The sequence below is a fragment of the Peptoclostridium litorale DSM 5388 genome (assembly GCF_900141635.1).
Lineage (GTDB): Bacteria > Bacillota > Clostridia > Peptostreptococcales > Peptostreptococcaceae > Peptoclostridium > Peptoclostridium litorale.
In genome coordinates, this window is sequence record NZ_FSRH01000004.1 from 33,101 (window position 1) to 56,305 (window position 23,205).

Here is a 23,205-nt window from a genome sequence, read left to right on the forward strand (position 1 = left end):
CACATTCTAATCTCCGAATAATCTTTCGGAGATTTTATTTTTTTCTGGTTTGAAATATGGTTTTCCTCCGTAGAGCGGTTACAGTTTTTACCAAAAAACAAAAAGGAGGACTAAACATGAAAAAGAGAAACATCACAGCAATTTTAACCATCATATTAGTACTTGCCATGACGGGAAGCGCATTTGCGGTAGACCCAGAGGTGGCGCAGGCGAATGCAGACAAGTTCGGAATGTGGACTATAATCCCTCCGCTTGTTGCAATAGTGCTTGCGTTCGTAACTAAGAACGTCGTACTTTCACTTTTCATAGGCGTTTTTTCGGGAACGTTCATGATAGGGCTTAATGGCTCAAACATAATTATGGCAATATTCAACGGTTTCATGATGATAATAGACCAGGTGCTTGGGTCGCTTTCAGACAGCTGGAATGCGGGAATAATACTTCAGTGCCTTACAATAGGAGGCCTTATAGCGCTCGTATCAAAGATGGGTGGAGCAAAGGCCGTTGCAGAATCACTTGCAAAAAAGGCGAAGTCTCCAACGAGCGCCCAACTTATAACCTGGGCTCTTGGAATGCTTGTATTCTTTGACGACTACGCAAACTCGCTTATAGTTGGACCTATAATGAGGCCTGTTGCCGACAAGATGAGGATTTCGAGGGAAAAGCTTGCATTCGTAATAGATGCAACGGCTGCACCTATATCGGGAATAGCGCTTATATCGACTTGGGTCGGATACGAGCTGAGTCTTATAAAAGAAGCGTATGATGGAATAGGACAAAGCGTAAATGCATACGGCATATTTGTTCAGACAATACCATACAGATTCTACAATATACTTATACTTCTTTTCATAATGTTTACGGCGGTAATGCTTAAGGAATTCGGCCCTATGTACAAGGCTGAAAAAAGGGCGAGAGAGACAGGAAAGCTTCTTCCAGACGGAGCAAAGCCTATGGTTTCAGACGAGACTACAGAACTTGAGCCTAAAGCGGGAATAAAGCTGAGCATATGGAATGCGATAATACCAATAGGAGTTCTTATAGGATCTGCATTCGTAGGCTTCTACTACAACGGATACCTTGCACTTTCACCGGAGATGCAGGCAGCGGTAATGGAAAAGCCATTTTCGTTTATAGCGATAAGGGAGACATTCGGGGCTTCTGACGCCAGCATAGTTCTTTTCCAAGCTGCGCTTATAGGAAGTATAGTTGCAATGGCAATGGGATTGAAGCAGAAGATATTCTCGCTTTCAGAGGCTATAGACACTTGGGTTCACGGAATGAAGTCTCTTGTAATAACAGGGGTAATACTTCTTCTTGCATGGTCGCTTTCAGGAGTTATAAAGGAGCTTGGAACTGCGAAATTCCTTGTGTCAATTCTTTCAGGCTCGATACCGAAGTTCCTTCTTCCAACGATAATATTCATACTTGGATCTATAATATCATTTGCAACTGGAACATCTTATGGAACAATGGGTATACTTATGCCCCTTACAATACCACTTGCATATGCGATATCTCCTGAAAACAGCTATGTTGTAATGAGCGCAGGAGCGGTTCTTACAGGAGCGATATTCGGAGACCACTGCTCTCCTATATCTGATACTACAATACTTTCATCAATGGGTTCTGCATGCGACCATCTTGAGCACACGAGAACCCAGATGGTCTATGCACTTACAGTTGCGGGAATATCAATAGTATTTGGATATATACCTGCAGGACTTGGGGTTCCTATGGTAATAGTAATGCCTGTTTCGATAATAGCTACGGGACTTACAGTATTCTTCCTAGGAAAGTCGGTTAAGGATTTTGAGCTTCAGACTGGGGAAATAACTGAAGAAAAAGTAATATAATAAATTAGACGATATAAAATAGAGGGGGCGTAAGCCTCCTCTATTTTTTTGAATTAAATTATTCATTTTTATAGTATGAGAGTATAAACTTGTGTAATATAAGCAGATAAATGCATTCTAGCAGGGATTCCAGACATACAAAAGAAAGGAACAGCTGCTGTCCCTTTCTTTTGCATATTTTATTGAGTAGAATTTGCTTATTTACACTGTTTAAATATAGTAGCATTCATGTATTCTCTTATGGAGTCGAGCATTGATACTGCTTTTTTGTTATCCTTATGGTATGTTCCGCAGTATTCGGCAAGAGCCCAGCAAATTATTCGCTGCTCTTCAATGTCTTCTATGATAATCTTATTGTCTTCAATTTTCATAAGAACTCTCCTTGTGATGTTTTAATTGGCCTACAATTCCATTATATGCCAAGTGCGGAATATATTCAATGAAAATTAAAAAATATTTAAAAAAATAATAGTAAAATCAAAATAAATAGTATCAAAGGCCAAAATGCCATTGAATATGATTTGTTTAAAGTCTTTTTATTTTGAGTATTAATATATAAAAGGGGGAATGAACCGATGGATGAAAAAAGACTTTTACTGCAGCTTGTAATATTTGGGGTTATATTTTTTTCTGTGCTTTCTATAATGGGTTCATTCAGTTTTAGCAGGGAGAGCGAAAGGCTTTACAAGGTTCAAAAGGAACTTCTAGAAGGGATGGACAACTTGGCGATTCGCAATTACATAGAATACTTTGAAAAGAGAAGGCTCAATATAACAACAGAGCACAAAGAGATGATGATAGAGGCGTTTGAAGTTGTTGAATGTTCAAAAGACATCAGCGACGACCTGAAAAAAAAGTTCGAAGAGATGATGCTGGAAAAGGGAATACCTGTATAGGAGGCAGACTTATGAAAAAAATATATTCACTACTCATGGCAGCGGCTATTCTTGTCTTTACAGGAACCGCTGTTTTTTCGCAGTCAGGCATAAAAGACATCGACAAAAGCGAAATGGTGGGGATAAGGGAAGGGGAAAAAATTGAAAAAGACCTTTTCATAGCAACAGGGGCGTTTACAAACAAGGGAGAAGTACGAGGGGAGCTTTTTTGCGCTTCAAACAGCTTTTACAATTTCGGAATAGTGAGTGGAGACATAATTGCAGCAGCAAGCTATATAAGAGTTGACGGAAGTGTCGGAGCAGATGTCAGGCTTGCAAGCGAAAGAGTTGAGGTAGGAGGGATCATTGCGGAGGATGCGACTATATTCGCAAGAGCTGTTGAAATAGACGGGACTATAGGAAGGACCCTTTCGGTAGCGGGCAAGGAGCTCAGCATGAATGGGAGCATAGGAGGTGATATCAGGGGCGCGGTTAAGACCTTAGTGATAGATGGCGTTGTAAATGGAGATGTCGGTATTGAAGCGGATAACATAAGATTTGGGCCAAAAGCGAGAATCGAAGGCGACTTCATATACAGAAGCAATGCTGAAATAAGTATCCCGGAAGGCGTGGTGATTGGAAAAGTCGAAAGAAGGGCGCCTATATTTGATGGAAATGTGGATATGGACAAGTTTGAGAGGGAGTCAAGAAAATATTCTATGGTATCCAAAATACTTTTCGGGCTCGGATATGTTGTTGCCACAATGGTATTTTATGGACTTTTCAGGCCATTTGTAGAAAGTACATCTGAAAATATAATCAAAAAGCCTTGGTATTCAATGGGGCTGGGCTTTGCGGCAATTATAGTGATTCCGGTTGCAGCAATAATACTATTGGTGACTATTATAGGAATGCCTTTGGCTGTTTTGACTTTTATAGGATATGGAGTGCTTCTTTACATTTCAAAAATACCGGCTGCACATGTGCTTGGGAAATTCATTTTTTCAGGAAAAAGCTCTTATGCATCATTTTTTACAGGAATGGCCATAATAATGCTTATTGCTAATATACCTTATGCAGGAAAGTTGATGTCGCTTATTGTAGTTGTTTTGGGAATTGGGTCATTCTTTTTAACGGCTTTTGGAAAAGACAATGGAAATAATGTGAATAGAGAAAAAATACCGCCATTGGGGGAATAGTAAAATGAAAAAGCATATAACGTGGTATGAGTACCAGAATTTCATGAATGAAATTGACCCGGACAACAAATATGACTATGCATTTTCAGGCATACATGCAATCAGTCAGGATGAACTCGTACAGAAGGTGAAGGAACATATAATTGAAAAAAACGGACAAGGAATTCCAAAGGGAATTGAAGAGGCCCTAAGGCCTGAAAACAACTATACTTTCGAAGAGCCCGGGTATTACGACTATATGAGAAACAAAAAATTGTCATCAAAGATAATGATATATCCAATTCAAAGGATATACGAGGACATTTACAAGAAGGCGAGCGGATACGACTTTTTAAGAAAAGAGATATCCAATGACGACTGGTATTCCTACATGAAGCTGCTGTCTCACATTGATTCTGACTATGTAAAGTTCCAAAGGGGATCGAGAATATACGCAAGGGATTCCATAGAGCTAAAGCAAAAGACAAAAAAATATTTGAAGGCAAACTGCAGGCATTTCCTCAAAGAGGAGTTCATAAAAATATCACAGTTTTATGACTACTTCGTGTGCAAGGGCTATTATGATTTGAACTACGAGATTATGAATCCAGACATAATACGGGGGAGGGGAAATAAAATTATAAATTCCAAAATAATTTTTGTAATGCCCATAAAAGAAATCTACGAAACATACAAAACTGAATACATGGAAAAGCTATCCAGGGGAACCGATTAACTTCAATAAATATTTTAAAATGGCTTACATATTGACTGGAATGATAAAAAATAAATTAAATTTTTATTGAAAAAATATCAAAAAAATACGATTAGAAAAGATTTGTCAAGGTATATATAGACTAAATACAAAAAATAGCAATGTGGAACAAAGAACTTGAAAATGAGTCGGTTCCACAAAAATCTCGGGGTTACCGAGAGAGGTGATGCCCATGAAAAATCTTTTGTTTTTTTTAAAAACCTGTACAGGAAAGAAGACAACAGGCGAAGAGGGACAAGGCCTTGTCGAGTATTCGCTGATAATATTACTTATAGCAATAGCGGTGATTGTGGCGCTGAGGGTATTTGGCGTCGACCTGGGAGGCATATATGAGAATATCAAGGATGCCATAGAAGCATTATTATGATTGCAATATCCAGGGAGAATTTTGCAGAAAATACAAGAGATTGATGTATGTATATAATGTTATATTAATTAAAGGAGGGGTAACCATGTTGAGGACATTGATGAATTATTTCGGATATTATGTAAACGACGAAAGAGGACAGGGGTTAGTTGAGTACGCATTGATAATCGTATTGATAGCAATAGTTGTAATAGCAGCTCTTACACTTACAGGAACCAGTGTTAGCGCTATTTTTGAAAGCATAGCAGACTCGCTTGGATTATAATAATAAAAAATAGTGGTGAAAATCAGATCAGCCTTGCCTTAATATTAAGGCAAGGCTTTATTTTAGATATGGATAGACATGGCGAAAATTGCATTTGGGAAAAAATACTTTATATACGAGGGGTGGTGACTATGTCAAAGGATAAATGGGTAAAAAATAGAAAAGGTCAAACACTTATCGAACTTGCGCTGGTTTTGCCAATACTTCTCATGCTGGTATTTGGAATAATAGAGTTTGGAAGGGTTTTTAACGCATATGTACTTGTGTCCAATGCATCAAGAGAAGGTGCAAGGCAGGCTTCAGTCGGGAAAGCCGACTCTGATGTAAGGACTAAAGTCAAGGATGTAGCCTCCTCACTGGGACTGGAAGAGGGGGATATAAACATAAATCCAGGCAAGGGGTCAAGAGATTATGGGGATCAGGTTACAGTCACCGTAAACTATGAGCTTCCAATTATAGCCCCACTTATAGATGTAATACTTGATCCTGATGGTGACGGGAACTATCAGCTTCAGGTTTCAACTTCCATGAGGGTGGAGAAAGAGTAGGGGGTGGGCTTTATGAAGACAAAAATCCTAAATGAAAGGGGAAGTGCGATAATATTCATTGCAATATCCATGGTAGTTCTTATTGGATTCGGAGCTCTTGCAGTTGATGTGGGACTTATGACATACCATAAGGGAAAACTTCAAAACGCAGTGGATGCGGCGGCACTTGCGGGCGCCCATGAGATACCTGAAAGCACAACGCAGGGAGGCAGTGTTGCTCAGGAGTATCTGGCGAACAATGGCGAGGATGTAGCCAGCCTTGTGAGCCACAACATATACTTTGAACAGTCTAACAAAAAGATAGTTGTGGAAGCGACATACAGGGTCGACTTCTTCTTTGCAAAGGTTCTTGGAAAAGATTCGGCAGATGTCTCGGTAAGGGCGGCGGCAATAAATGCTCCGACTGAAAAAATGAGTGATGGACTGAGACCTTTCGGGGTTTTGTATGAGGATACCAAAAAATCAGGACTGGTGCATCTGCAGATCAATCCCCCGGGAGGAGACAAAGACAAAGACGGGGAACCGGATGAAGTCGGACCCGGAAACACCGGAACAGTCGGTCTTGACTATAACGGCAAAGACACGGGTAATGCAATTGAAGATGCCATCCACTATGGAACTACAAAAGCATATTCTGTAGGTGATTTCATAAACACCGAACCCGGCGTTAGCGGAGGTAATATGAAAAAAGGTCTTGAAGGCTTGTTTGACGACTATGGAGACGAAGTCATAATAACTATTCCTATAGTTAATACACTTGGCGTTGCGGGTAGAAGTGAGACGGTTAAAATAATAGGATTTGCAGGATTCAGAGTGAGAAAGGGAGACAATCTTCCGTATGGAAAGATAGTGGTAGGAGAGTTTGTAGACTACGTATTGGCGACAGGTGTTGGAGATATGGGTGGAACTGATTATGGCGTAAGGTCGGTAAATCTTGTTGAATAAGGGGGGATTTTCTTGAAAACGGACAAAAGAATTATGATTTTATCAGTTGTGGTGGCGTTTATTACAACTTTTGCAATATACAGGTATATGGATAATTTGATAAGCGCAAATGACGAGGCGAATTTTAAAGAAGTCTGGGTTGCAAACCAGGAGATTCCTATGAAGACAAAGATAACTGGGGAAATGCTGGAGAAAAAGAAGGTAAGAGCGGATCTTATGGCAAATGGGGCAGTTACAAACGAAAATGACGTCCTGGGCAAATATGCGCTTTACAGTCTTGTCGAAGGAGAACAGGTTGTAGATTCAAAGGTTGCAGATGTTGAAAAGACTTATTTTTCATTCAACATACCCAAAAATCAAAGGGCTATAACAGTTGAGGTGGATCAGGTGAGCGGCGTTGCTGATCTTATAAGGCCTGGAGACTATGTGGACGTATTGGTTTTATTTGAAGAATATGAAACCACTGCCGGGGGATTTAAGAGCGTGCATCCGGACACTTCGAAGGATATGCTTCAAAAAGTACTTGTGCTTTCAGTGGATAAAAATTTCGAGTTCGGAAGTGAAGCACCGGCAGCCGAGGTTGAAGATTCTGAAAGAAAAAGACGAATAACACTTTCTGTGAATGCCTGGGATGCAGAAAAGGTGGTTATTGCACAGGAAGAGGGAAAGGTACATCTTGCACTTAGAAATCCTGAAGACAACGACATACAAGAGACTAATGGAGCAGTAAAACAGGATATAGTAAATAGATAGGGGGGATTCAGATGAAAAAGAGCATTAGGCTTTTGCTTGCAGACAGCACTTATGAAGCTGGGGACAGCATGAAAAGGAGTCTTATGAAAGAGGGCAATATCGAGGTGGTTGGGAGAGCTGAAAAGGGAGACCAAGTAGTGGAAATGTCTAATGAACTGAATCCAGATGTAATTCTTCTGAACCTTGAAATAGAAGGTATTGATGCAGTCGAGGCGGCAAAGATGCTTCTTAATGAAAACCCGAGAACTATTGTGATAATGGTATTCACGGAAAAAAATAAAAACCATATTAAAAGGGCTATGACGGCAGGGGTTAGGGATTATATAGTAAAGCCATTTACGATCAACTCTCTTATAGATACGATTGTGAACCTCTATGAAATGGAGAACAAAAGAAGAGGGGCGCTGAAGCAGGATGAAGATTTTCAGATTAAATCAGGCTCTCAAATAACGCCTCAAATAGACTCCAAAGTGGTAACTGTTTTTAGCACAAAGGGAGGGGTGGGAAAGAGCATACTTGCAATAAACATTGCGGTATCACTTGCAGAAAAGACAGGAAAGAACGTGGCTCTTATAGACCTTGATCTTTCTTCTGGGGATGTTGCAATAATGCTCGATCTATATCCGAAGAGGACAATATCAGAGCTTATAAAGGATCTTCCAAGCCTGGACTCTGAAATAATGGATGAATATCTTGTGAGGCACAGCTCGGGTATAAGCGTGCTTCCGGCGCCGGTGACCCCTGAACAGGCTGAATATATAACTCCAGTAAATATTGAAAAGATAGTTAAGGTTCTAATAAACAGGTATCACTATATTGTAATAGACACCGGCCCGTCTTTTAGAGACATAAACCTTGCGGCGCTTGACATGTCGGACAGGATACTGTTTGTGACAACTCTTGACGTAGCTACTGTAAAAAATGCAAGGATTGGACTGGATATAATGAGAAAGCTCAACTACGAAGACAATAAAATAAGCATGGTGCTTAACAGATACCATAAAAAATTTGGAATAAGCATAAAGGACCTTGAAAAGACGGCGCAAAAGGACATATCTGCAATAGTTCCTATGGATGACAGAACTGTCATAAACTCTATAAATACTGGAGAGCCCTTTGTAGTGAAGCAGTCGAAAAAGCCTGTTTCGAAGAGGATATCCCAGATTTCAGACTTTATAATAAAAGGTTAGTGGAGGTGGTCTTATGGGACTTATTGACAGACTGGGCAAAGTAAATTCGGAAGATACCACTTTGGAAAAGGGTAAAGAGACTTTTGAACGATCTGAAAAACTATATTCGATAATAGACAATATTCAGGCGATTCTTATAAAGGCGACAGAGAAAAAGGACATGCATGAAATTGAAATAAAAGAAAAGGTAGTTGAAATACTGGAAAAAATAATGGAAGAGGAAAATTCGTTTTTCAATAAAAACGAGAGGGACGTAATAGTTCGCCGCGCTATGGATGAGATAGTTGGATATGGACCAATAAGTCCGCTTATAGAAAATCCTGAAATTACAGAGGTTATGGTGAATGGTCCCGATTATGTTTATGTTGAAAAAGAGGGAAGGATAGAAAGGACTGACATAAAATTTAGAAATGAAAGGCAGCTTATGCATGTCATAGAAAAAATAGTAGTTCCACTTGGAAGGCGTATAGATGAGGCTTCGCCAATGGTTGATGCAAGGCTTCCGGACGGGTCGAGGGTTAATGCAATAATACCTCCGCTTTCGCTGAATGGACCGGTGCTCACAGTCAGAAAATTCGCAGAGGACCCATTTACGGCTGCCGACCTTGTAAGTTTTGGAACTATGACTCCTCAAATTGTAGATTTTTTAAAGGCCTGCGTGGAGGCCAGGCTAAACATACTTATATCAGGAGGAACCGGAAGCGGAAAGACTACTACGCTCAACGTGGTTTCGTCATTCATACCGTCGGATGAGAGGATAGTTACAATAGAGGATGCGGCGGAGCTTCAGCTTCATCAGGACCATGTTGTAAGGCTTGAGTCCAGGCCGGCCAACATAGAGGGAAAAGGAGAGGTTTTGATAAGGGATCTTGTGAAAAATACCCTTCGTATGAGGCCGGACAGGATAATAGTTGGAGAGGTCCGTTCGGGAGAAGCTTTGGACATGCTCCAGGCAATGAATACAGGTCACGACGGTTCGCTAACTACGGGACACGCCAATTCACCAAGGGACATGCTTTCAAGGCTTGAGACAATGGTCATGATGGCGGGAATGGATTTGCCACTTAAGGCGATAAGGGAACAGGTGGCTTCTGCCATAGATCTGGTAGTTCAGCAGTCAAGGCTTAAGGACGGAAGCAGAAAGATTGTCAGCATAGTGGAAATACAGGGAATGGAAAATGATGTCGTTACACTTCAGGAGATATTCAGGTTTAAAACTTATGGTAAGGATCCAAGGGGAAGAATAAGGGGGGAACTTGTAAGTACCGGAATAAAGCCTAAAGTCTTGGATAGCATAAGAGAGGCTGGAGTTAAGATAAACGAGGACATATTTAAATGATGCTCTAAAAGGGGGCGGGCATATGATTTATGCTGTAACTGCTGTGATTTTTATAGAAATTTTAATATTGTCGTCCGTGGTTTTGGGGCATATCATGTATAAAAAGCCGATAATAAGGCTCAACAGATACCTTGAAAAAAGCCACTATATTGAATTGGATGAAAATAAAAATTCGGACAAACATTGGAATCTGAAAGAGTTCAAAAACTACAGGCAAAGGCTTGAAGGATCAGCGGAGAATATAGGTTTTTTAAGGCAGAAAAGAGAAAAGCTTGATAACAAACTTGCAATGGCGGGAATACTTTTTACCGTTGAGGAGTTCCTGTTGGCAAGCTTTGGAGCAGTTTTACTTTCACTTTACTTGGGATATAAGATGTCGTCAAGCATAATAGGAGGCATTGTACTTTCACTGGTTGTAGTAATATCAATAGTAATGATTGTAAAGCTGAAGGAAAAGAAGAGAATAGAAGAGTTTAACAGGCAGCTTGGAGATGCGATGGATATGATGTCCGGAACACTAAGGGCAGGCTACAGCTTCATGCAGGCCATGGATACTGTTGCAAGGGAAATGCCAAAACCGATATCAAGAGAGTTTTCAAAGGTCATAAGGGAAATGCAAATGGGAATGCCCCTTGAAAAGGCATTTGAAGACCTTTTGGGCAGGGTCAGGACTGACGATCTTGAACTCCTTGTAACATCAGTTCTTATCCATCGGCAAATAGGAGGAAATCTTGCTGAGATACTTGAAAATATTTCATCTACAATAAGAGAAAGAATAAAACTCAAAGGGGAAATAAAAGTTATGACAGCCCAGGCAAGGGCTTCTGGGATTGTAGTTTCACTTCTTCCATTTGGATTTGCGGTAATAATAACAATGATAAATCCAAATCACATGGCTACGCTATTTAGTGACAGATTAGGGATAATAATGGTAATGATGGCGATTTTGGGCCAGTTTGTAGGATTTTTAATTGTGAGAAAAATAATGGACATAAAATATTAAACTATAGTACTGCTGTTGGGAATCATGGACATTGGGGAGGTGAAGCTCATGGGCGACTGGACCTTTGTGGTTACAGGATTGGGAATGAGTTATATATGCTATATGGTTTTGGGGGCTGTGCTTTCTCCCGCTATAAGCATAAAAAGAAGAATGGAGCATATTGACAGGGCATACGGAGAACATGCTGAGATAGATGACGAAAGGAAGCTTCCTTTTGCTGAAAGGATAATTGAACCGCTGAAGAGAAGGCTTAGGGATGAGATAAGGAAAAAGACTCCAAAGGGATTTATAGAGCAACTTGAGTTGAAAATAGAAAAGGCAGGAAGACCTTACAACTTTGGAATTTCAGCATGGCTTGTAATGAAATTTGCCATTTCAGTTTTACTTCCACTTTTTTTGGTTACCTTCATATTCAAGGGAGAATCTGTACTTTCTAATAAGTTTTTGCTTTCAGGGGCTACAATTATAATATGCATAGCATTTCCAAAAGTCATGCTGAATTCAAAAATAAAGATGAGAAGAAAGCTTGTGACCAGCCAGCTTCCTGACGTACTTGACATACTCACTGTAAGCGTCGAATCAGGACTTTCATTTGACAGTGCACTTGCAAAGGTTGTGGAAAAAAACTATGGAGAGCTTGCGAAGGAATTTGAAAAGGTCTTAAATGAAGTGCAACTCGGGAAGACGAGGAGGGAAGCACTCAAGAACATGGCGACAAGGTGTGATGCAGATGATGTGAGGCTTTTCATATCTTCGATAATACAGGCTGAGCAGATGGGAGTCAGTACTGGAAAGGTTCTGAGGATTCAAGCGGGCCAAATGAGGATAAAGAGAAAGCAAAGGGCTGAAGAGCTTGCATTAAAGGCTCCGGTGAAGATGATAATTCCACTTGTTTTTTTCGTATTTCCGGGGCTGTTCGTGGTTATACTCGGTCCGGCATTCATACAGATAAAAAACATGCTATTAAGGTGATTATATGAGACTTTACAATGTTTCCAAAGAATGCAAAATAGCCTCAAAAGCAAATATGGCAGACAGTTTCTTTAAGAGGCTTAGGGGTCTCATGGGAAAAAGGGGGCTTGGAAAAGAGGAATGCCTTATAATAACACCTTGCAACAGCATACACACATTCTTCATGAAGTTTCCGATAGATGTGATTTTTGTAGACGGAGAATGCAAGGTTGTGAAGCTCATCAGGGGCATTGCCCCTAAAAAAATGGTGATGCCGGTTAAAGGCGCATATTTCATAGTGGAATTTGACTCAAGGAATGAAATGACATGTGAAATTGAAGAAGGAGATATTTTGAAAATTGAAAAAATGTAAAAGCCCTTTATGCAAGTCTGTCAGACTTGCATAAAGGGCTTTTACATTTTTTGCAGAAGATGTGAACTTAAAAAAAGATGAAATTATAGCGCTTGGTCTAGACTTGTAAGGGCTTTTATTTCACCTCTCAGCTTGTACGGCATGCTTACAAATTCAAGGCCGCTTCTGTAGTAAGAATCCCTTTGTTTGCTCCACATGACCTTGGCCATTATCTTGTATGTGGAAAGGCCGAAATTCAAATCAAATATGAGTACAAATCCGCTATTAAGAGGTTGCCTGGATCTAAGGCCGACACCTCCAGCGGAGATATCAACTACAAAGAGCTCAATGGGCTGATCAAGCTCTATAAGCTCCTCCATATTATAATACCTGTAGCAAAGAGCACGATCTTCGTGCCTTACACGTTTGTGATGCCTGTCTTTTTTACCATATGGCATGATGCTGACCCCCTTTTTGTAACAATATAATTTATATGCCGAGATTGTCATATATTTTTTAAGGTATAAATAAAAAAATGCTTATAAATAAAATACCCTTGAGAGGACATGTGAAAACGGCTATATGGCATTGTTTTGAAATTGAATTGAAAATATTTGGAAAGTGAGGGATGAGTATGAAAAAGGCCATGTTTTATGAGAAAAGAGGAGAAAACGCAGCATGCAAGCTGTGTGCACACGGCTGCGTTATAAAGCCTGAAAGGACGGGGCTTTGCGGGGTCAGAAAGAACATAGGCGGGGAGCTTTACACACTCAACTACGGAAAGCTTTCGGCTATAAACATAGATCCGGTTGAAAAGAAGCCGCTGAAGCATTTCATGCCGGGGACAAAGACTCTTTCAATAGGAAGCTACGGCTGCAATTTTTCATGTCTTTATTGCCAGAACTATCACATAGCCCATGAAATGCCTTCATACCTTGTGGAAAAAACTCCGGAGGAAATAGTGGATATGACTGTTGAAGAGGGATATCCTTCGATATCCTACACATACAACGAGCCCACCGTATTTTATGAATTCATGCTGGATACTGCAAAACTGGCCCATGAAAAAGGGCTTAAGAACATAATGGTGACAAATGGGTTCATACAAAGAGAACCGCTGGAGCTTTTGCTTGAATATATTGATGCGATGAATATAGACCTTAAGACTTTCAGAGAAGACACATACAGATCAATATGCGGCGGAAGGCTGGATCCTGTAAAAGAGACCATAAAGCTTGCGGTTAAAAAATGCCATGTTGAAGTCACAACGCTCATAGTTACAGGGATGAATGACAATGAGCAGGAGCTTACAGAGCTTTTCGAGTGGCTGGCGGGAGTGGACAAGGGAATACCGCTTCACATAACAAGGTATTTTCCGGCATATAAGTATAATGAGCCTCCCACTGACGTTGAGTTCATGAGAAGTATGCATGAAAAAGCTAAAAAACACCTCGACAATGTATACCTGGGGAACATATGGTAGGGCATTGGTTAATAAAACAGCAGCAGGATTTCAACAGCTAGAATACGAAAAGACAAATGAAATATATTGAAAACTTCTACTTCTAAGCTAGATTATTGAAAGGAGGTAAAGGAATATGAATTTGAAGGGAGTGGCATTTTCGCCTCATCCCCCCATAATAATACCTGAAGTTGGAATGGGTGAGGAAAAAGGGGCGTCAAAGACCATAGAGGGAATGGAAAAAATGGCAAAGGATGTGGCTGTCAAAGCGCCGAAGGTTATAGTGCTTATAACGCCGCACGGAAATGTGTTTTCAGATGGACTTTGCATACTTGACGATGAGGTCTTAAGGGGGGATCTTGGAAAATTTGCAAGGCCGGATGTGAGATTTGAAAGACAGGTTGACCAAGATCTTCAACATGTTATAAGGGAGCAGTTCGAAAAAGATAAAGTACAGCACATATTTATTGACGGTGAAAAAGCACAGGAGTACATGGTTGACATGGAAATAGACCACGGATGCGCTGTGCCGCTTTATTACATCCAAAAGGAATATAATGAATTCAAGATAATACACATGACGATAGGAATGCTGAGCATAATGGATATGTACAGAGCAGGCGTTTCGCTTGCAAAGGCTATTGAAAAGTCAGGCAGGGATACGGTAATAGTTGCAAGTGGAGATCTTTCGCACAGGTTAAGCTCTACGGGGCCTTATTCATATAATCCAAAAGGGGCTGTATTTGATGGGAAGATAGTGGATGCCCTTAGACATGGGGATTTTGAAAGAGCGATTTCAATACCAAGGAGCGTATATGAACCGGCTGGGGAATGTGGATACAGGTCCATAGCCATGGCTCTTGGGTCTGTTGATATGGCGGATGTGGATGTGAAAATATATTCCTATGAGGGGCCGTTTGGAGTCGGATATATGACGGGTTTTTTGGATGTCAAGGGAGAGAAAAAGGATAGCCTTTTGGACATGCTGGAACGCAGGGATTTGGCCGAAATGAAGGCGCAAAGGCAAAGTGAGGATGACTATATAAAGCTTGCAAGACACGCTGTTGAAAGCTGGGTAAAAGAAGGGCGGACAATAGATTTGGATTATGCAGGTGATTCAATCGGAATCGATACTGAATCTATGGAAATGAGAAAGGCCGCGGCGTTTGTATCAATATACAAGGAAGGGATGCTCAGGGGATGTGTGGGGACAATGGAGCCCGTTATGGAAAATGTAGCCCATGAGATAATAAAAAATGCCATAAGTGCGGCTTCGAATGATCCGAGATTTTCTCCTATAAGGTCCGATGAGATTGAAAGACTCGATATAAAGGTTGATGTGCTTGGAGATCCTGAACTGGTACAGTCAAAGTCGGAACTTGACGAGAATGATTACGGCGTCATAATTGTCTCGGGGAGCAAGAAGGGAGTGCTTCTTCCGAAACTAGAAGGAGTAGATTCAGTTGAAAGGCAGATTGAAATAGTGAAGAAAAAGGCGGGAATAGAAGAAGGCGAAAAATATGACATATACAGATTCAAAGTTGAGAGGCACGAGCATGTAGATTATGAATAAAAAAAGCCTATCAAAAAAGGCCTTATGATAATAAAAATCATAAGGTTTTTTTTGAATGATATTGACAAGCAGTAATATAAGGGGTAATATATGAGTGAAAGTGAATATACTAATATTGTATAGAGAGATACCTATTGAACTATATATGGAGCGTTTTAACAATAAAGTATGAGCATTATAATTCTGACTGGAGGTTGATGGGATATGGAGATAAAGATACTTGGAACAGGCTGCGACAAATGCAACAAGCTTGAGGCAAATGCAAAAAAAGCAGTTGAAGAACTGGGCATAGAGGCAGATGTAATTAAAATTGACGACCTTGTGGAGATAATGCAGCATGGGGTGCTCAATCCTCCGGCTCTAGTTATAGACGGAGAGGTCAAGGTTGCGGGAAAATCTGTTGACGTTAAGACCATAAAGAAGTATATAACTTCAAAATAATAGGCAAAGAAACTCTGATTGAATGAGATGTGTGAGTATAGTAATATATTGAATATATCGCGGGAGGATTTTACGATGGAGAATAAAAGTAAAAAACTATATCTGTTAACTGGATTTTTGGGCGCAGGGAAAACGACATTTTTGAAAAGTGTAATAGACAGCCTTTCGGACCAAAAAGTTGGAATAATAATGAATGAGTTTGGAAAGACAGGAATAGACGGAACTCTTGTAAAAAAAGACGGTATAACTCTTACCGAAATAGACAGGGGTTCGATATTTTGCTCTTGCCTTAAGATATCATTTGTACAGGCCATGGTTGAAATGTCAAACCAGGATATAGACTATCTGTTTGTGGAGAGCTCGGGGCTTGCAGACCCTTCGAACATAGACGAAATAATGGATGCGGTTAGAAGGCTTGCAGGAGACGACGCATACGACTACAGGGGAGCAATATGTATTGTTGACGGAAGAAACTTCCTTGAGCAGCTTGACGAACTTGAAACCATAAAAAGACAGGCGCTGTATAGTAACCTTGTTGTGATAAACAAGTCAGACCTTATAGACCAACCTACAATTGAAAGCATAACAAAGAGGGTTAAGGAGATAAATCCTTATGTGGATATCCACCCCACGTCTTTTGGAAAGATAGACAGGTCTTTCCTTGAAAAAGACCTTGTAAAGGAAAAATGGATTGAGTCTCAAGATACTACAAACACTACAGAGAACAAGCCAAGAACTTTCACTCTTAGATACAAGGGAGATATACCTAAGGAAAACCTTACTAAATTTCTAGACGCTGTTTCACCTAGCACATTCAGGATAAAGGGATTTTCAAAGCTTGACGAAGGTTGGAACCAGGTCGACGTTGTAAATAGCAAGATAGATTACAAGGAGTTTGAATCGGAGGCTCCGGATTCAAGCATAGTTTTCATATCTAAAATAGGAATAGGGATAATAAAGGAAATAGCTGACAACTGGGAAAACATAGTTGGAGTTGAAATGAAACTTAGATAATTTAGATAATTTAGATATGTGAATGGCGCCCTTATGGTTTGGGCGCCATTTGTTGTACAAATAAAACCACCTGCTAGGATGGCTTATTATTATTTGACAAGATTTATAACCCTAAGACCGTGGTCCTCTAGGCTTGTTCCACCAGTTCCAAGTGTTGTGAACTCTACAAAAGCACCTTTTATCTCCGCTGTTTCTGTTTTGACCTTGTCTTTTCCTTCTCCTTCCTCTTCTTCTGAAAAATTTGCTTCAGATACTTTAAAAGCTGCAAATCCGGTTATATTTAAAGGCTTATGGCCATTCATATCCAAACTCTCAACAAGGGGTATGTAGATTGTTACAGGAGTTCCTTCATTTTCAAAAAGCCTTTCCATTCCATTTTCTGTCGGACCGACCATGTTCCCTGTCTCAGTGTATATGGTGTCTCCGATTTTCAGTTTTGTACTATTACCTTTAACTATTGTATCCTCATATACTTTAGCACCGGATTCAAATTTGCCGTCAGGTTTTTTGTTGATTTGAACAGCACCGAAATTGCCAGGTCCCAACTCGGGATTTCCTCCTTTTGTCTTGGATGAATACTTGAGCGTATATGTTTCGCCGGGCTTGAATTTTCCTTTATCATCAACGGGATCCCATTTTAACGCAAACGGCCTCGCTTCTCCAAGCACCTGCTCTGCTGGTGCATTTATGGCTGAAGCTTTTGCTGATATACCTGAAGAATTTACTCCGATGATTGAGGCAAACAAAAAATCCATATTATAACTTGCTGAGACAATCACCTTGCAGTTATCTTCTTCAAAATCTATGGAATACGCCAGCTCGTTCAAATCAAAACCATTGCTGGCAATGTATTGCTTGGCAATATCTATGGCAGAAGAGGTATCTTCAGGGATTTCCTGGGCTGCGGCAAGTGATGCGGCATCAACCGCATTTTGGAGCTTTGATTTGTTGTACACAAGCAGGCCAATATCAACGGCAAAAGATACGAACATCAGCATTATGCTCAAAGTCAGCGAAATAAATATGATTGTACTGCCGCGGTTGTTTTTAATAATAGTTAACATGCTATTCCTCCTGTCTGTTTTGGATTTTTATATTAAAAAGTGAGTATGGGGTGTTTTTCGTGTTATTAACTGATTAAAACAAGCTTTAGTTTTGTTTATACCGAAAAATATATTCTTATAAAATCTTACCCTGGAATTTACATATTATTCAAATAAGGTGCGGGGATATATAGGGTTTATTATGATTTATCCAAATTTTTAATTAAGGCAATATGGATTTTTATTATTTACCGGTGATATACTCAAATTAAAACAGATGCACAGGGGTATAAAAACGAAAGAGGAGGGGATCTTATGAAAGGCGACAACAAAGTATTTGAAACGCTTGAAATGCTTGGGATAAATTATGAAAAATACGAACATCCTCCAGTATATACGGTAGAAGAGGCAAATCGGTACTGGGGTGACTTAGATGGAATGCACTGCAAAAATTTGTTTCTCAGGGACAAAAAAGGGAAAAACCACTATCTTGTGGTCATGAATGAAAACAAAAAGCTGGATTTTGAAGACATTGCGCGAAAGATCAATTCGGACAAGTTGAGTTTTGGATCCGAAAAAAGGCTTGAGAAATATTTGGGGCTTGAGCGAGGGGCTGTATCGCCTTTTGGGATAATAAACGATGAAGATAACGAGGTTGTGGTCATAGTGGATGAAGAAATCAAAAGTGCAGATTCAGTTAATTTTCATCCAAATGTAAATACTGCCACAGTGAACATAAGCGTGTATGATTTTATTAAATTTCTTGACTGGTCGGGAAACAATGTAATATGGGCAAGGTTGTAAACTGAAAGGAAAGTGATGCTATATGGATGACAAGATTTTTATAGAGGTTGAAAAGGAAAGCCTTGGAAAGTTCAAGACTCTGTGTAGACACATGGGAAAAAGCACCCATGAAGTGGTGACGGAGTACATAGACCATGTGGTAGAACAAAATCCAATTATATTCATAAGCAAAGATGAGGACAATGATGAGAAGAAAGAGCTTGTAATAAAAATAGACAGCGAAAAGGCTGAAAAGCTGAGGGATTACTGCAAGCGCAAGAACATAACGGTACAGATGCTTCTTGAAAACTTCATACAGAACCAGGTGGGCTCGATGGATATTGCCTGATAACAGCTGGCAGTTCGGTTTTATTATATTGAAAAAGGGCAGGCGCTTTTTTGCGCCTGCCTCTTCCTTAGTCGATATCTATGGCTCTTTCTTCTTTCTTTTCCTCTTTGGATTTTGGAAGTACTATTGTGAGAACCCCGTGTTCAAATTTTGCCGATATTTCGTCTTCTTTGATGTTTTCAAGGAAAAAAGATCTTTTAAGGCTTCCGTAGCTTCTTTCCTTTCTTATATATCCTTCTGCACTCTCTTCGATTTCCTGTTTTTTTTCGGCTGAAAGTATAAGGTAGTTGTCTTTTATTTTGATTTTCACATCATCTCTTGTAAACCCGGGAAGATCGGCCTCGAGAATATATTCCGTTTCGGTCTCTCTTATATCCGTTCTTATGAAGCCTTCAGTGAAAAAATCAGGTGTTGGAAAGTTCCAAAAATCTTCTTCAAATACCTTGTCGAAATACCTCATGAGACTTTCTTTTTTTCGATCAAAAGGTGTTGGCAAATACATAAAAATCCCTCCTTAAAACATATATGTGAAAATTTGCTGAGTATATTATACCCTTGATTGCGTTTTGTAATCCGCCATGCAAATACAGAAAATTCAAAATAATATGCAGCACTTGACAAATTACACGATATTCAATATATTTAAATAAGGTAAATTTTTTGTTTGAAATTTTTGAAAAATTAAAACTGAATTTTCAAAAAGGCTTTGAAAAGGACAGTAGAAGGGAATACGCTTTAAGAGAGAGAGCCATTTGCTGAGAGGCTCTTAGCACAGTTTCTTTTGAATATCACCTTTGAGCCGGACGGCTGAAATCATGCAGTTCCATGAGAATAAGCTTTCACGATAGGGATGCGTTAAATCCCAAGAGTGTCAAATTGTGTATATGAGGATTTGCAGCAGAGCAGATTCCAGCATGCATGGTTTTTCATTTGGGTGGTACCGCGAAAATATTCGTCCCAAGCCGTAAGGCTTGGGATTTTTTAATTTTATCAAGTAAAATCAGAAAGGGTGAATTGTATGAGTAAATTTGAATCCCTGTGCAGTCATGTAAATGAGACTGAAAAGAAGATAAGAGGATTTTGGGATGATGTGGATATACTAAATGAGAGTATAAAGGCAAGAGAGGGAAAGGCTCCTTTCGTATTCTACGAGGGGCCTCCTACTGCAAATGGAAATCCTGGAATACACCACGTAATGGCAAGGACGCTTAAGGACTCAGTATGCAGATACAAGACAATGAGCGGATACCAGGTTAAGAGAAAAGCGGGATGGGACACTCACGGACTTCCTGTTGAGATAGAGGTTGAAAAGCAGCTTAGCCTTTCGAGCAAGCAGGATATAGAGGAATATGGAATAGAGAAGTTCAACGAAAAATGCAGGGAGTCAGTATTCACTTACGAGAAACAGTGGAGAGAAATGACCGAGAGAATGGCCTATCTTATAGACCTTGACAACCCATATATAACACTTGACAACAACTATATAGAGAGTGTCTGGCACATACTTGACAAGTTCAACAAGGAAGGTTATATATACGAAGGGCACAAGATACTTCCATACTGCTCAAGATGTGGAACGGGGCTTGCTTCTCACGAGGTTGCACAAGGTTACAAGGAGATAAAGACCGATACTGTAATAGTTGCGTTCAAGAGAAAAGACGTAGACGAGTACTTCCTTGTATGGACAACTACGCCTTGGACACTTCCTTCAAACGTAGCGCTTACTGTAAACCCTAAAGAGACATACCTTAAGGTAAAAGCTCAGGGAAATGTATTCTATGTAGTTGAGGCTCTTGCGGGGAAGGTGCTTGGCGAAGACTTCGAGGTTATAGAAAAGCTAAAGGGAAAAGACCTTGAATACATGGAGTACGAACAGCTTATGCCGTTCATACAGCCGGACAAGAAGGCGTTCTTCGTGACTTGCGCCGACTACGTAACTGTGGAAGACGGAACAGGTATAGTTCACACTGCTCCTGCATTTGGAGAAGACGACTACAACCTTGGAAGAGCATACGGACTTCCAGTAATACAGCCTGTAGACGAGACAGGAAAATTTGTCGACACGCCATGGAAGGGCACATTCGTAATGGACGCGGACCTTGACATAATAAAATGGCTTAAAGCTGAAGGAAAGCTTTTCAAGAAGGAGAAGGTTGCCCACAACTATCCTCACTGCTGGAGATGCAGCACTCCGCTTCTATACTACGCTAAGCCAAGCTGGTATATAGAGATGACAAAGCTTAAGGACAAGCTTATAGAAAACAACAACACTGTAAACTGGTATCCTGGATACGTTGGAGAAAAGCGTTTTGGAAACTGGCTTGAAAACCTTAACGACTGGGCTCTTTCGAGAAGCAGATACTGGGGAACTCCTCTAAACATATGGAGATGTGAGTGTGGAGAGCTTGAGTCTATAGGATCGAGAGCAGAGCTTGCAGACAGAGCCATAGAAGACATAGACGACAGCATAGAGCTTCACAGACCATATGTTGACGATGTTCACATAAAATGCGGCAAATGCGGCGGCACCATGAACAGGGTTCCTGATGTAATAGACTGCTGGTTTGACTCGGGAGCAATGCCTTACGCTCAGCACCACTATCCTTTTGAAAACGCTGAAAACTTCGATGAAGAGCTGTTCCCGGCAGACTTCATATGCGAGGGTATAGACCAGACAAGAGGTTGGTTCTATTCGCTTCTTGCAATATCTACATTCATGAAAGGAAAGGCGCCTTACAAGAACGTTCTTGTAAACGACCTTCTGCTTGACAAGGAAGGAAAGAAGATGTCCAAGTCGAGAGGAAACACTGTAAACCCATTCGAGCTGTTCGACGAGTACGGAGCGGATGCGCTGAGATGGTACCTTCTTTACGTGTCTCCGGCATGGTCGCCTACAAAGTTTGACATAGACGGACTTAAAGAGGTTCAAAGCAAGTTCTTCGGAACAATAAAGAACGTGTACAACTTCTTTACTCTTTACGCCAACACTGACGGAATAGACCCGAGAGAGTTCTTCGTGGAGTACAGTGACAGACCTGAAATAGACAGATGGATACTTTCAAGATTCAACAGCCTTAAAAAGGCAGTTGAAGAAGAATGGGATGTATTCGACCTTACCAAGGTTGTAAGAAAAGTACAGGAATTCACAAACGAAGACCTTTCAAACTGGTATATAAGAAGATCCAGAAGAAGATTCTGGGAGCCGGAACTGACGCAGGACAAAAAGGCCGTATACAATACGACTTACGAGATACTTACACAGCTTGCACAGATGATAGCGCCAATAGCTCCATTCATATCAGAGGAGATATACAAAAACCTTACTGGGGAGACTTCTGTTCACACAAGCTACTATCCAAGATCAAACAGCGAGCTTATATTTGAAAAGCTTGAGGAAAAAATGGATCTTGTAAGAAACCTTGTAACTCTTGGAAGAGCTTCGAGAGAATCTGTAAGGATAAAGGTTCGTCAGCCAATACAAAAGGTTATAGTAGACGGAAAATACGAAGATACAATATCTGACGTGGTTCCTCTTATAAAGGAGGAGCTTAACGTGAAGCAAGTTGTATTCGAGAAGAACCTTGGCGAGTTCATGAACTTCAGCCTTAAGCCTAACTTCAAGGTGGTGGGGTCGATTCTTGGAAATAAAGTCAAGTCGTTTGGAAAGGTTCTTTCAGAGCTTGACGCTTCTCAAGCAGTTCCAAAGCTTGAATCTGGAGAAAAGATAAGCGTGGAGCTTGAAGGCGAAATCTTCGAGTTTGAAAAAGAGCACGTGATGATAACAATATCGGCAAAAGAAGGCTTCAACGTAATAATGGAAAACAACCTGTTCGTAATACTTGACACTGTTCTTTCTCAAGAACTTATAGACGAAGGATATGCAAGAGAGTTCATATCTAAGGTTCAGCAGATGAGAAAGTCAAACGGATACGACATGCTTGACAAGATAAAGGTATTCTTCGATGGAAACGAAGAAATAAGCAAGGCCGTGGCGGCGCACAAGGACTATATAATGTCTGAAACGCTTGCAGAGTCTGTGGAAGAGTCAAAGCTTGAGGGAATGGAAGTTCAAAACCTTAACGGACATGACACAGGAATAAAGCTTGAAAAAATGTAAATAGTTAATTTGAAAAATTCAAATCA

25 protein-coding genes and 1 other annotated feature are annotated in these 23,205 nt (G+C 40.3%); of the genes, 21 read left to right on the top strand and 4 right to left on the bottom strand.

The genetic code is table 11. The features are described from left to right. Nucleotides 1-56 precede the first annotated feature (56 nt). Nucleotides 57-1,856 carry a Na+/H+ antiporter NhaC family protein gene (locus tag BUQ87_RS04690; protein WP_330391252.1) on the top strand — a complete coding sequence of 600 codons (1,800 nt, stop codon included), beginning with the start codon at nucleotides 57-59 and terminating at the stop codon, nucleotides 1,854-1,856. Between the two features lie 197 nt (nucleotides 1,857-2,053). Here BUQ87_RS04690 and BUQ87_RS15135 read toward each other — a convergent pair whose 3' ends face one another. Further along, entirely contained in the window at nucleotides 2,054-2,227 is a 174-nt protein-coding gene (locus tag BUQ87_RS15135; RefSeq protein WP_159434267.1) for a hypothetical protein, read from the bottom strand. A gap of 204 nt (nucleotides 2,228-2,431) precedes the next feature. On the opposite strand from BUQ87_RS15135, the gene BUQ87_RS04695 reads away from it, so the two are divergent. The 13 genes from BUQ87_RS04695 (at nucleotide 2,432) to BUQ87_RS04755 (ending at nucleotide 12,418) form a co-directional block, all read left to right on the top strand. Further along, nucleotides 2,432-2,752 carry a hypothetical protein gene (locus tag BUQ87_RS04695; protein ID WP_038267549.1) on the top strand — a complete coding sequence of 107 codons (321 nt, stop codon included), beginning with the start codon at nucleotides 2,432-2,434 and terminating at the stop codon, nucleotides 2,750-2,752. A gap of 11 nt (nucleotides 2,753-2,763) precedes the next feature. Next, complete coding sequence (locus BUQ87_RS04700) at nucleotides 2,764-3,930, top strand: DUF8173 domain-containing protein (protein ID WP_038267553.1); 1,167 nt, start codon at nucleotides 2,764-2,766, stop codon at nucleotides 3,928-3,930. Between the two features lie 4 nt (nucleotides 3,931-3,934). Then, nucleotides 3,935-4,645, top strand: coding sequence for a hypothetical protein (locus BUQ87_RS04705; protein WP_038267554.1), 711 nt, complete (start codon nucleotides 3,935-3,937; stop codon nucleotides 4,643-4,645). Between the two features lie 211 nt (nucleotides 4,646-4,856). Continuing rightward, the gene (locus BUQ87_RS04710) at nucleotides 4,857-5,051 is read left to right on the top strand and encodes a hypothetical protein (RefSeq protein WP_038267556.1); all 195 of its coding nucleotides are present in this window, start codon (nucleotides 4,857-4,859) and stop codon (nucleotides 5,049-5,051) included. An 85-nt stretch (nucleotides 5,052-5,136) separates the two neighbouring features. After that, a complete protein-coding gene (locus BUQ87_RS04715; protein ID WP_038267558.1) occupies nucleotides 5,137-5,316 on the top strand; it encodes a Flp family type IVb pilin in 180 nt (59 codons plus the stop codon). Nucleotides 5,317-5,447: 131 nt separating this feature from the next. Beyond that, complete coding sequence (locus tag BUQ87_RS04720) at nucleotides 5,448-5,864, top strand: TadE/TadG family type IV pilus assembly protein (protein WP_038267560.1); 417 nt, start codon at nucleotides 5,448-5,450, stop codon at nucleotides 5,862-5,864. Between the two features lie 12 nt (nucleotides 5,865-5,876). Next, nucleotides 5,877-6,809 (top strand): pilus assembly protein TadG-related protein, encoded by a 933-nt coding sequence (locus BUQ87_RS04725; protein ID WP_038267562.1) that lies wholly within the window; start codon nucleotides 5,877-5,879, stop codon nucleotides 6,807-6,809. Between the two features lie 12 nt (nucleotides 6,810-6,821). Continuing rightward, nucleotides 6,822-7,562, top strand: a complete 741-nt coding sequence (cpaB, locus tag BUQ87_RS04730; RefSeq protein WP_038267566.1) for a Flp pilus assembly protein CpaB — start codon at nucleotides 6,822-6,824, stop codon at nucleotides 7,560-7,562. An 11-nt stretch (nucleotides 7,563-7,573) separates the two neighbouring features. Then, nucleotides 7,574-8,752: a response regulator gene (locus BUQ87_RS04735; protein ID WP_074210044.1), complete on the top strand. Its 1,179-nt coding sequence runs from the start codon at nucleotides 7,574-7,576 to the stop codon at nucleotides 8,750-8,752. Between the two features lie 13 nt (nucleotides 8,753-8,765). Further along, on the top strand, nucleotides 8,766-10,091 hold the full coding sequence (locus BUQ87_RS04740; protein ID WP_038267567.1) for a TadA family conjugal transfer-associated ATPase: 1,326 nt from the start codon (nucleotides 8,766-8,768) through the stop codon (nucleotides 10,089-10,091). 22 nt (nucleotides 10,092-10,113) lie between these two features. After that, nucleotides 10,114-11,094 (top strand): type II secretion system F family protein, encoded by a 981-nt coding sequence (locus BUQ87_RS04745; protein ID WP_052636363.1) that lies wholly within the window; start codon nucleotides 10,114-10,116, stop codon nucleotides 11,092-11,094. A gap of 24 nt (nucleotides 11,095-11,118) precedes the next feature. Beyond that, nucleotides 11,119-12,066 carry a type II secretion system F family protein gene (locus tag BUQ87_RS04750; protein ID WP_077216634.1) on the top strand — a complete coding sequence of 316 codons (948 nt, stop codon included), beginning with the start codon at nucleotides 11,119-11,121 and terminating at the stop codon, nucleotides 12,064-12,066. Between the two features lie 4 nt (nucleotides 12,067-12,070). After that, complete coding sequence (locus BUQ87_RS04755) at nucleotides 12,071-12,418, top strand: DUF192 domain-containing protein (protein WP_038267572.1); 348 nt, start codon at nucleotides 12,071-12,073, stop codon at nucleotides 12,416-12,418. 83 nt (nucleotides 12,419-12,501) lie between these two features. Here BUQ87_RS04755 and BUQ87_RS04760 read toward each other — a convergent pair whose 3' ends face one another. Further along, a complete protein-coding gene (locus tag BUQ87_RS04760; protein WP_038267574.1) occupies nucleotides 12,502-12,855 on the bottom strand; it encodes a PilZ domain-containing protein in 354 nt (117 codons plus the stop codon). A 176-nt stretch (nucleotides 12,856-13,031) separates the two neighbouring features. Here BUQ87_RS04760 and amrS point away from each other — a divergent pair, with 176 nt between their 5' ends. The 4 genes from amrS (at nucleotide 13,032) to BUQ87_RS04780 (ending at nucleotide 16,887) form a co-directional block, all read left to right on the top strand. After that, entirely contained in the window at nucleotides 13,032-13,880 is an 849-nt protein-coding gene (amrS, locus tag BUQ87_RS04765; protein WP_200774441.1) for an AmmeMemoRadiSam system radical SAM enzyme, read from the top strand. Between the two features lie 115 nt (nucleotides 13,881-13,995). Then, nucleotides 13,996-15,432 carry an AmmeMemoRadiSam system protein A gene (gene amrA / locus BUQ87_RS04770; protein ID WP_038267579.1) on the top strand — a complete coding sequence of 479 codons (1,437 nt, stop codon included), beginning with the start codon at nucleotides 13,996-13,998 and terminating at the stop codon, nucleotides 15,430-15,432. 204 nt (nucleotides 15,433-15,636) lie between these two features. Next, entirely contained in the window at nucleotides 15,637-15,873 is a 237-nt protein-coding gene (locus BUQ87_RS04775) for a thioredoxin family protein (protein ID WP_038267581.1), read from the top strand. A 75-nt stretch (nucleotides 15,874-15,948) separates the two neighbouring features. After that, nucleotides 15,949-16,887 (top strand): CobW family GTP-binding protein, encoded by a 939-nt coding sequence (locus BUQ87_RS04780; RefSeq protein WP_038267583.1) that lies wholly within the window; start codon nucleotides 15,949-15,951, stop codon nucleotides 16,885-16,887. 89 nt (nucleotides 16,888-16,976) lie between these two features. Here BUQ87_RS04780 and BUQ87_RS04785 read toward each other — a convergent pair whose 3' ends face one another. After that, on the bottom strand, nucleotides 16,977-17,951 hold the full coding sequence (locus BUQ87_RS04785; RefSeq protein WP_038267585.1) for a TadE/TadG family type IV pilus assembly protein: 975 nt from the start codon (nucleotides 17,949-17,951) through the stop codon (nucleotides 16,977-16,979). A gap of 294 nt (nucleotides 17,952-18,245) precedes the next feature. On the opposite strand from BUQ87_RS04785, the gene BUQ87_RS04790 reads away from it, so the two are divergent. Together BUQ87_RS04790 and BUQ87_RS04795 are read left to right on the top strand one after the other, a co-directional pair. Next, a complete protein-coding gene (locus tag BUQ87_RS04790) occupies nucleotides 18,246-18,734 on the top strand; it encodes a prolyl-tRNA synthetase associated domain-containing protein (RefSeq protein ID WP_038267588.1) in 489 nt (162 codons plus the stop codon). 22 nt (nucleotides 18,735-18,756) lie between these two features. Next, nucleotides 18,757-19,062, top strand: coding sequence for a hypothetical protein (locus BUQ87_RS04795; protein WP_038267590.1), 306 nt, complete (start codon nucleotides 18,757-18,759; stop codon nucleotides 19,060-19,062). Nucleotides 19,063-19,129: 67 nt separating this feature from the next. Here BUQ87_RS04795 and BUQ87_RS04800 read toward each other — a convergent pair whose 3' ends face one another. Next, nucleotides 19,130-19,564: an Hsp20/alpha crystallin family protein gene (locus tag BUQ87_RS04800; protein WP_038267593.1), complete on the bottom strand. Its 435-nt coding sequence runs from the start codon at nucleotides 19,562-19,564 to the stop codon at nucleotides 19,130-19,132. Nucleotides 19,565-19,759: 195 nt separating this feature from the next. After that, nucleotides 19,760-20,025 (top strand) — a binding site (T-box leader). 55 nt (nucleotides 20,026-20,080) lie between these two features. Here BUQ87_RS04800 and ileS point away from each other — a divergent pair. Next, nucleotides 20,081-23,179: an isoleucine--tRNA ligase gene (ileS, locus tag BUQ87_RS04805; RefSeq protein WP_038267595.1), complete on the top strand. Its 3,099-nt coding sequence runs from the start codon at nucleotides 20,081-20,083 to the stop codon at nucleotides 23,177-23,179. The last annotated feature ends 26 nt before the right edge of the window (nucleotides 23,180-23,205 follow it).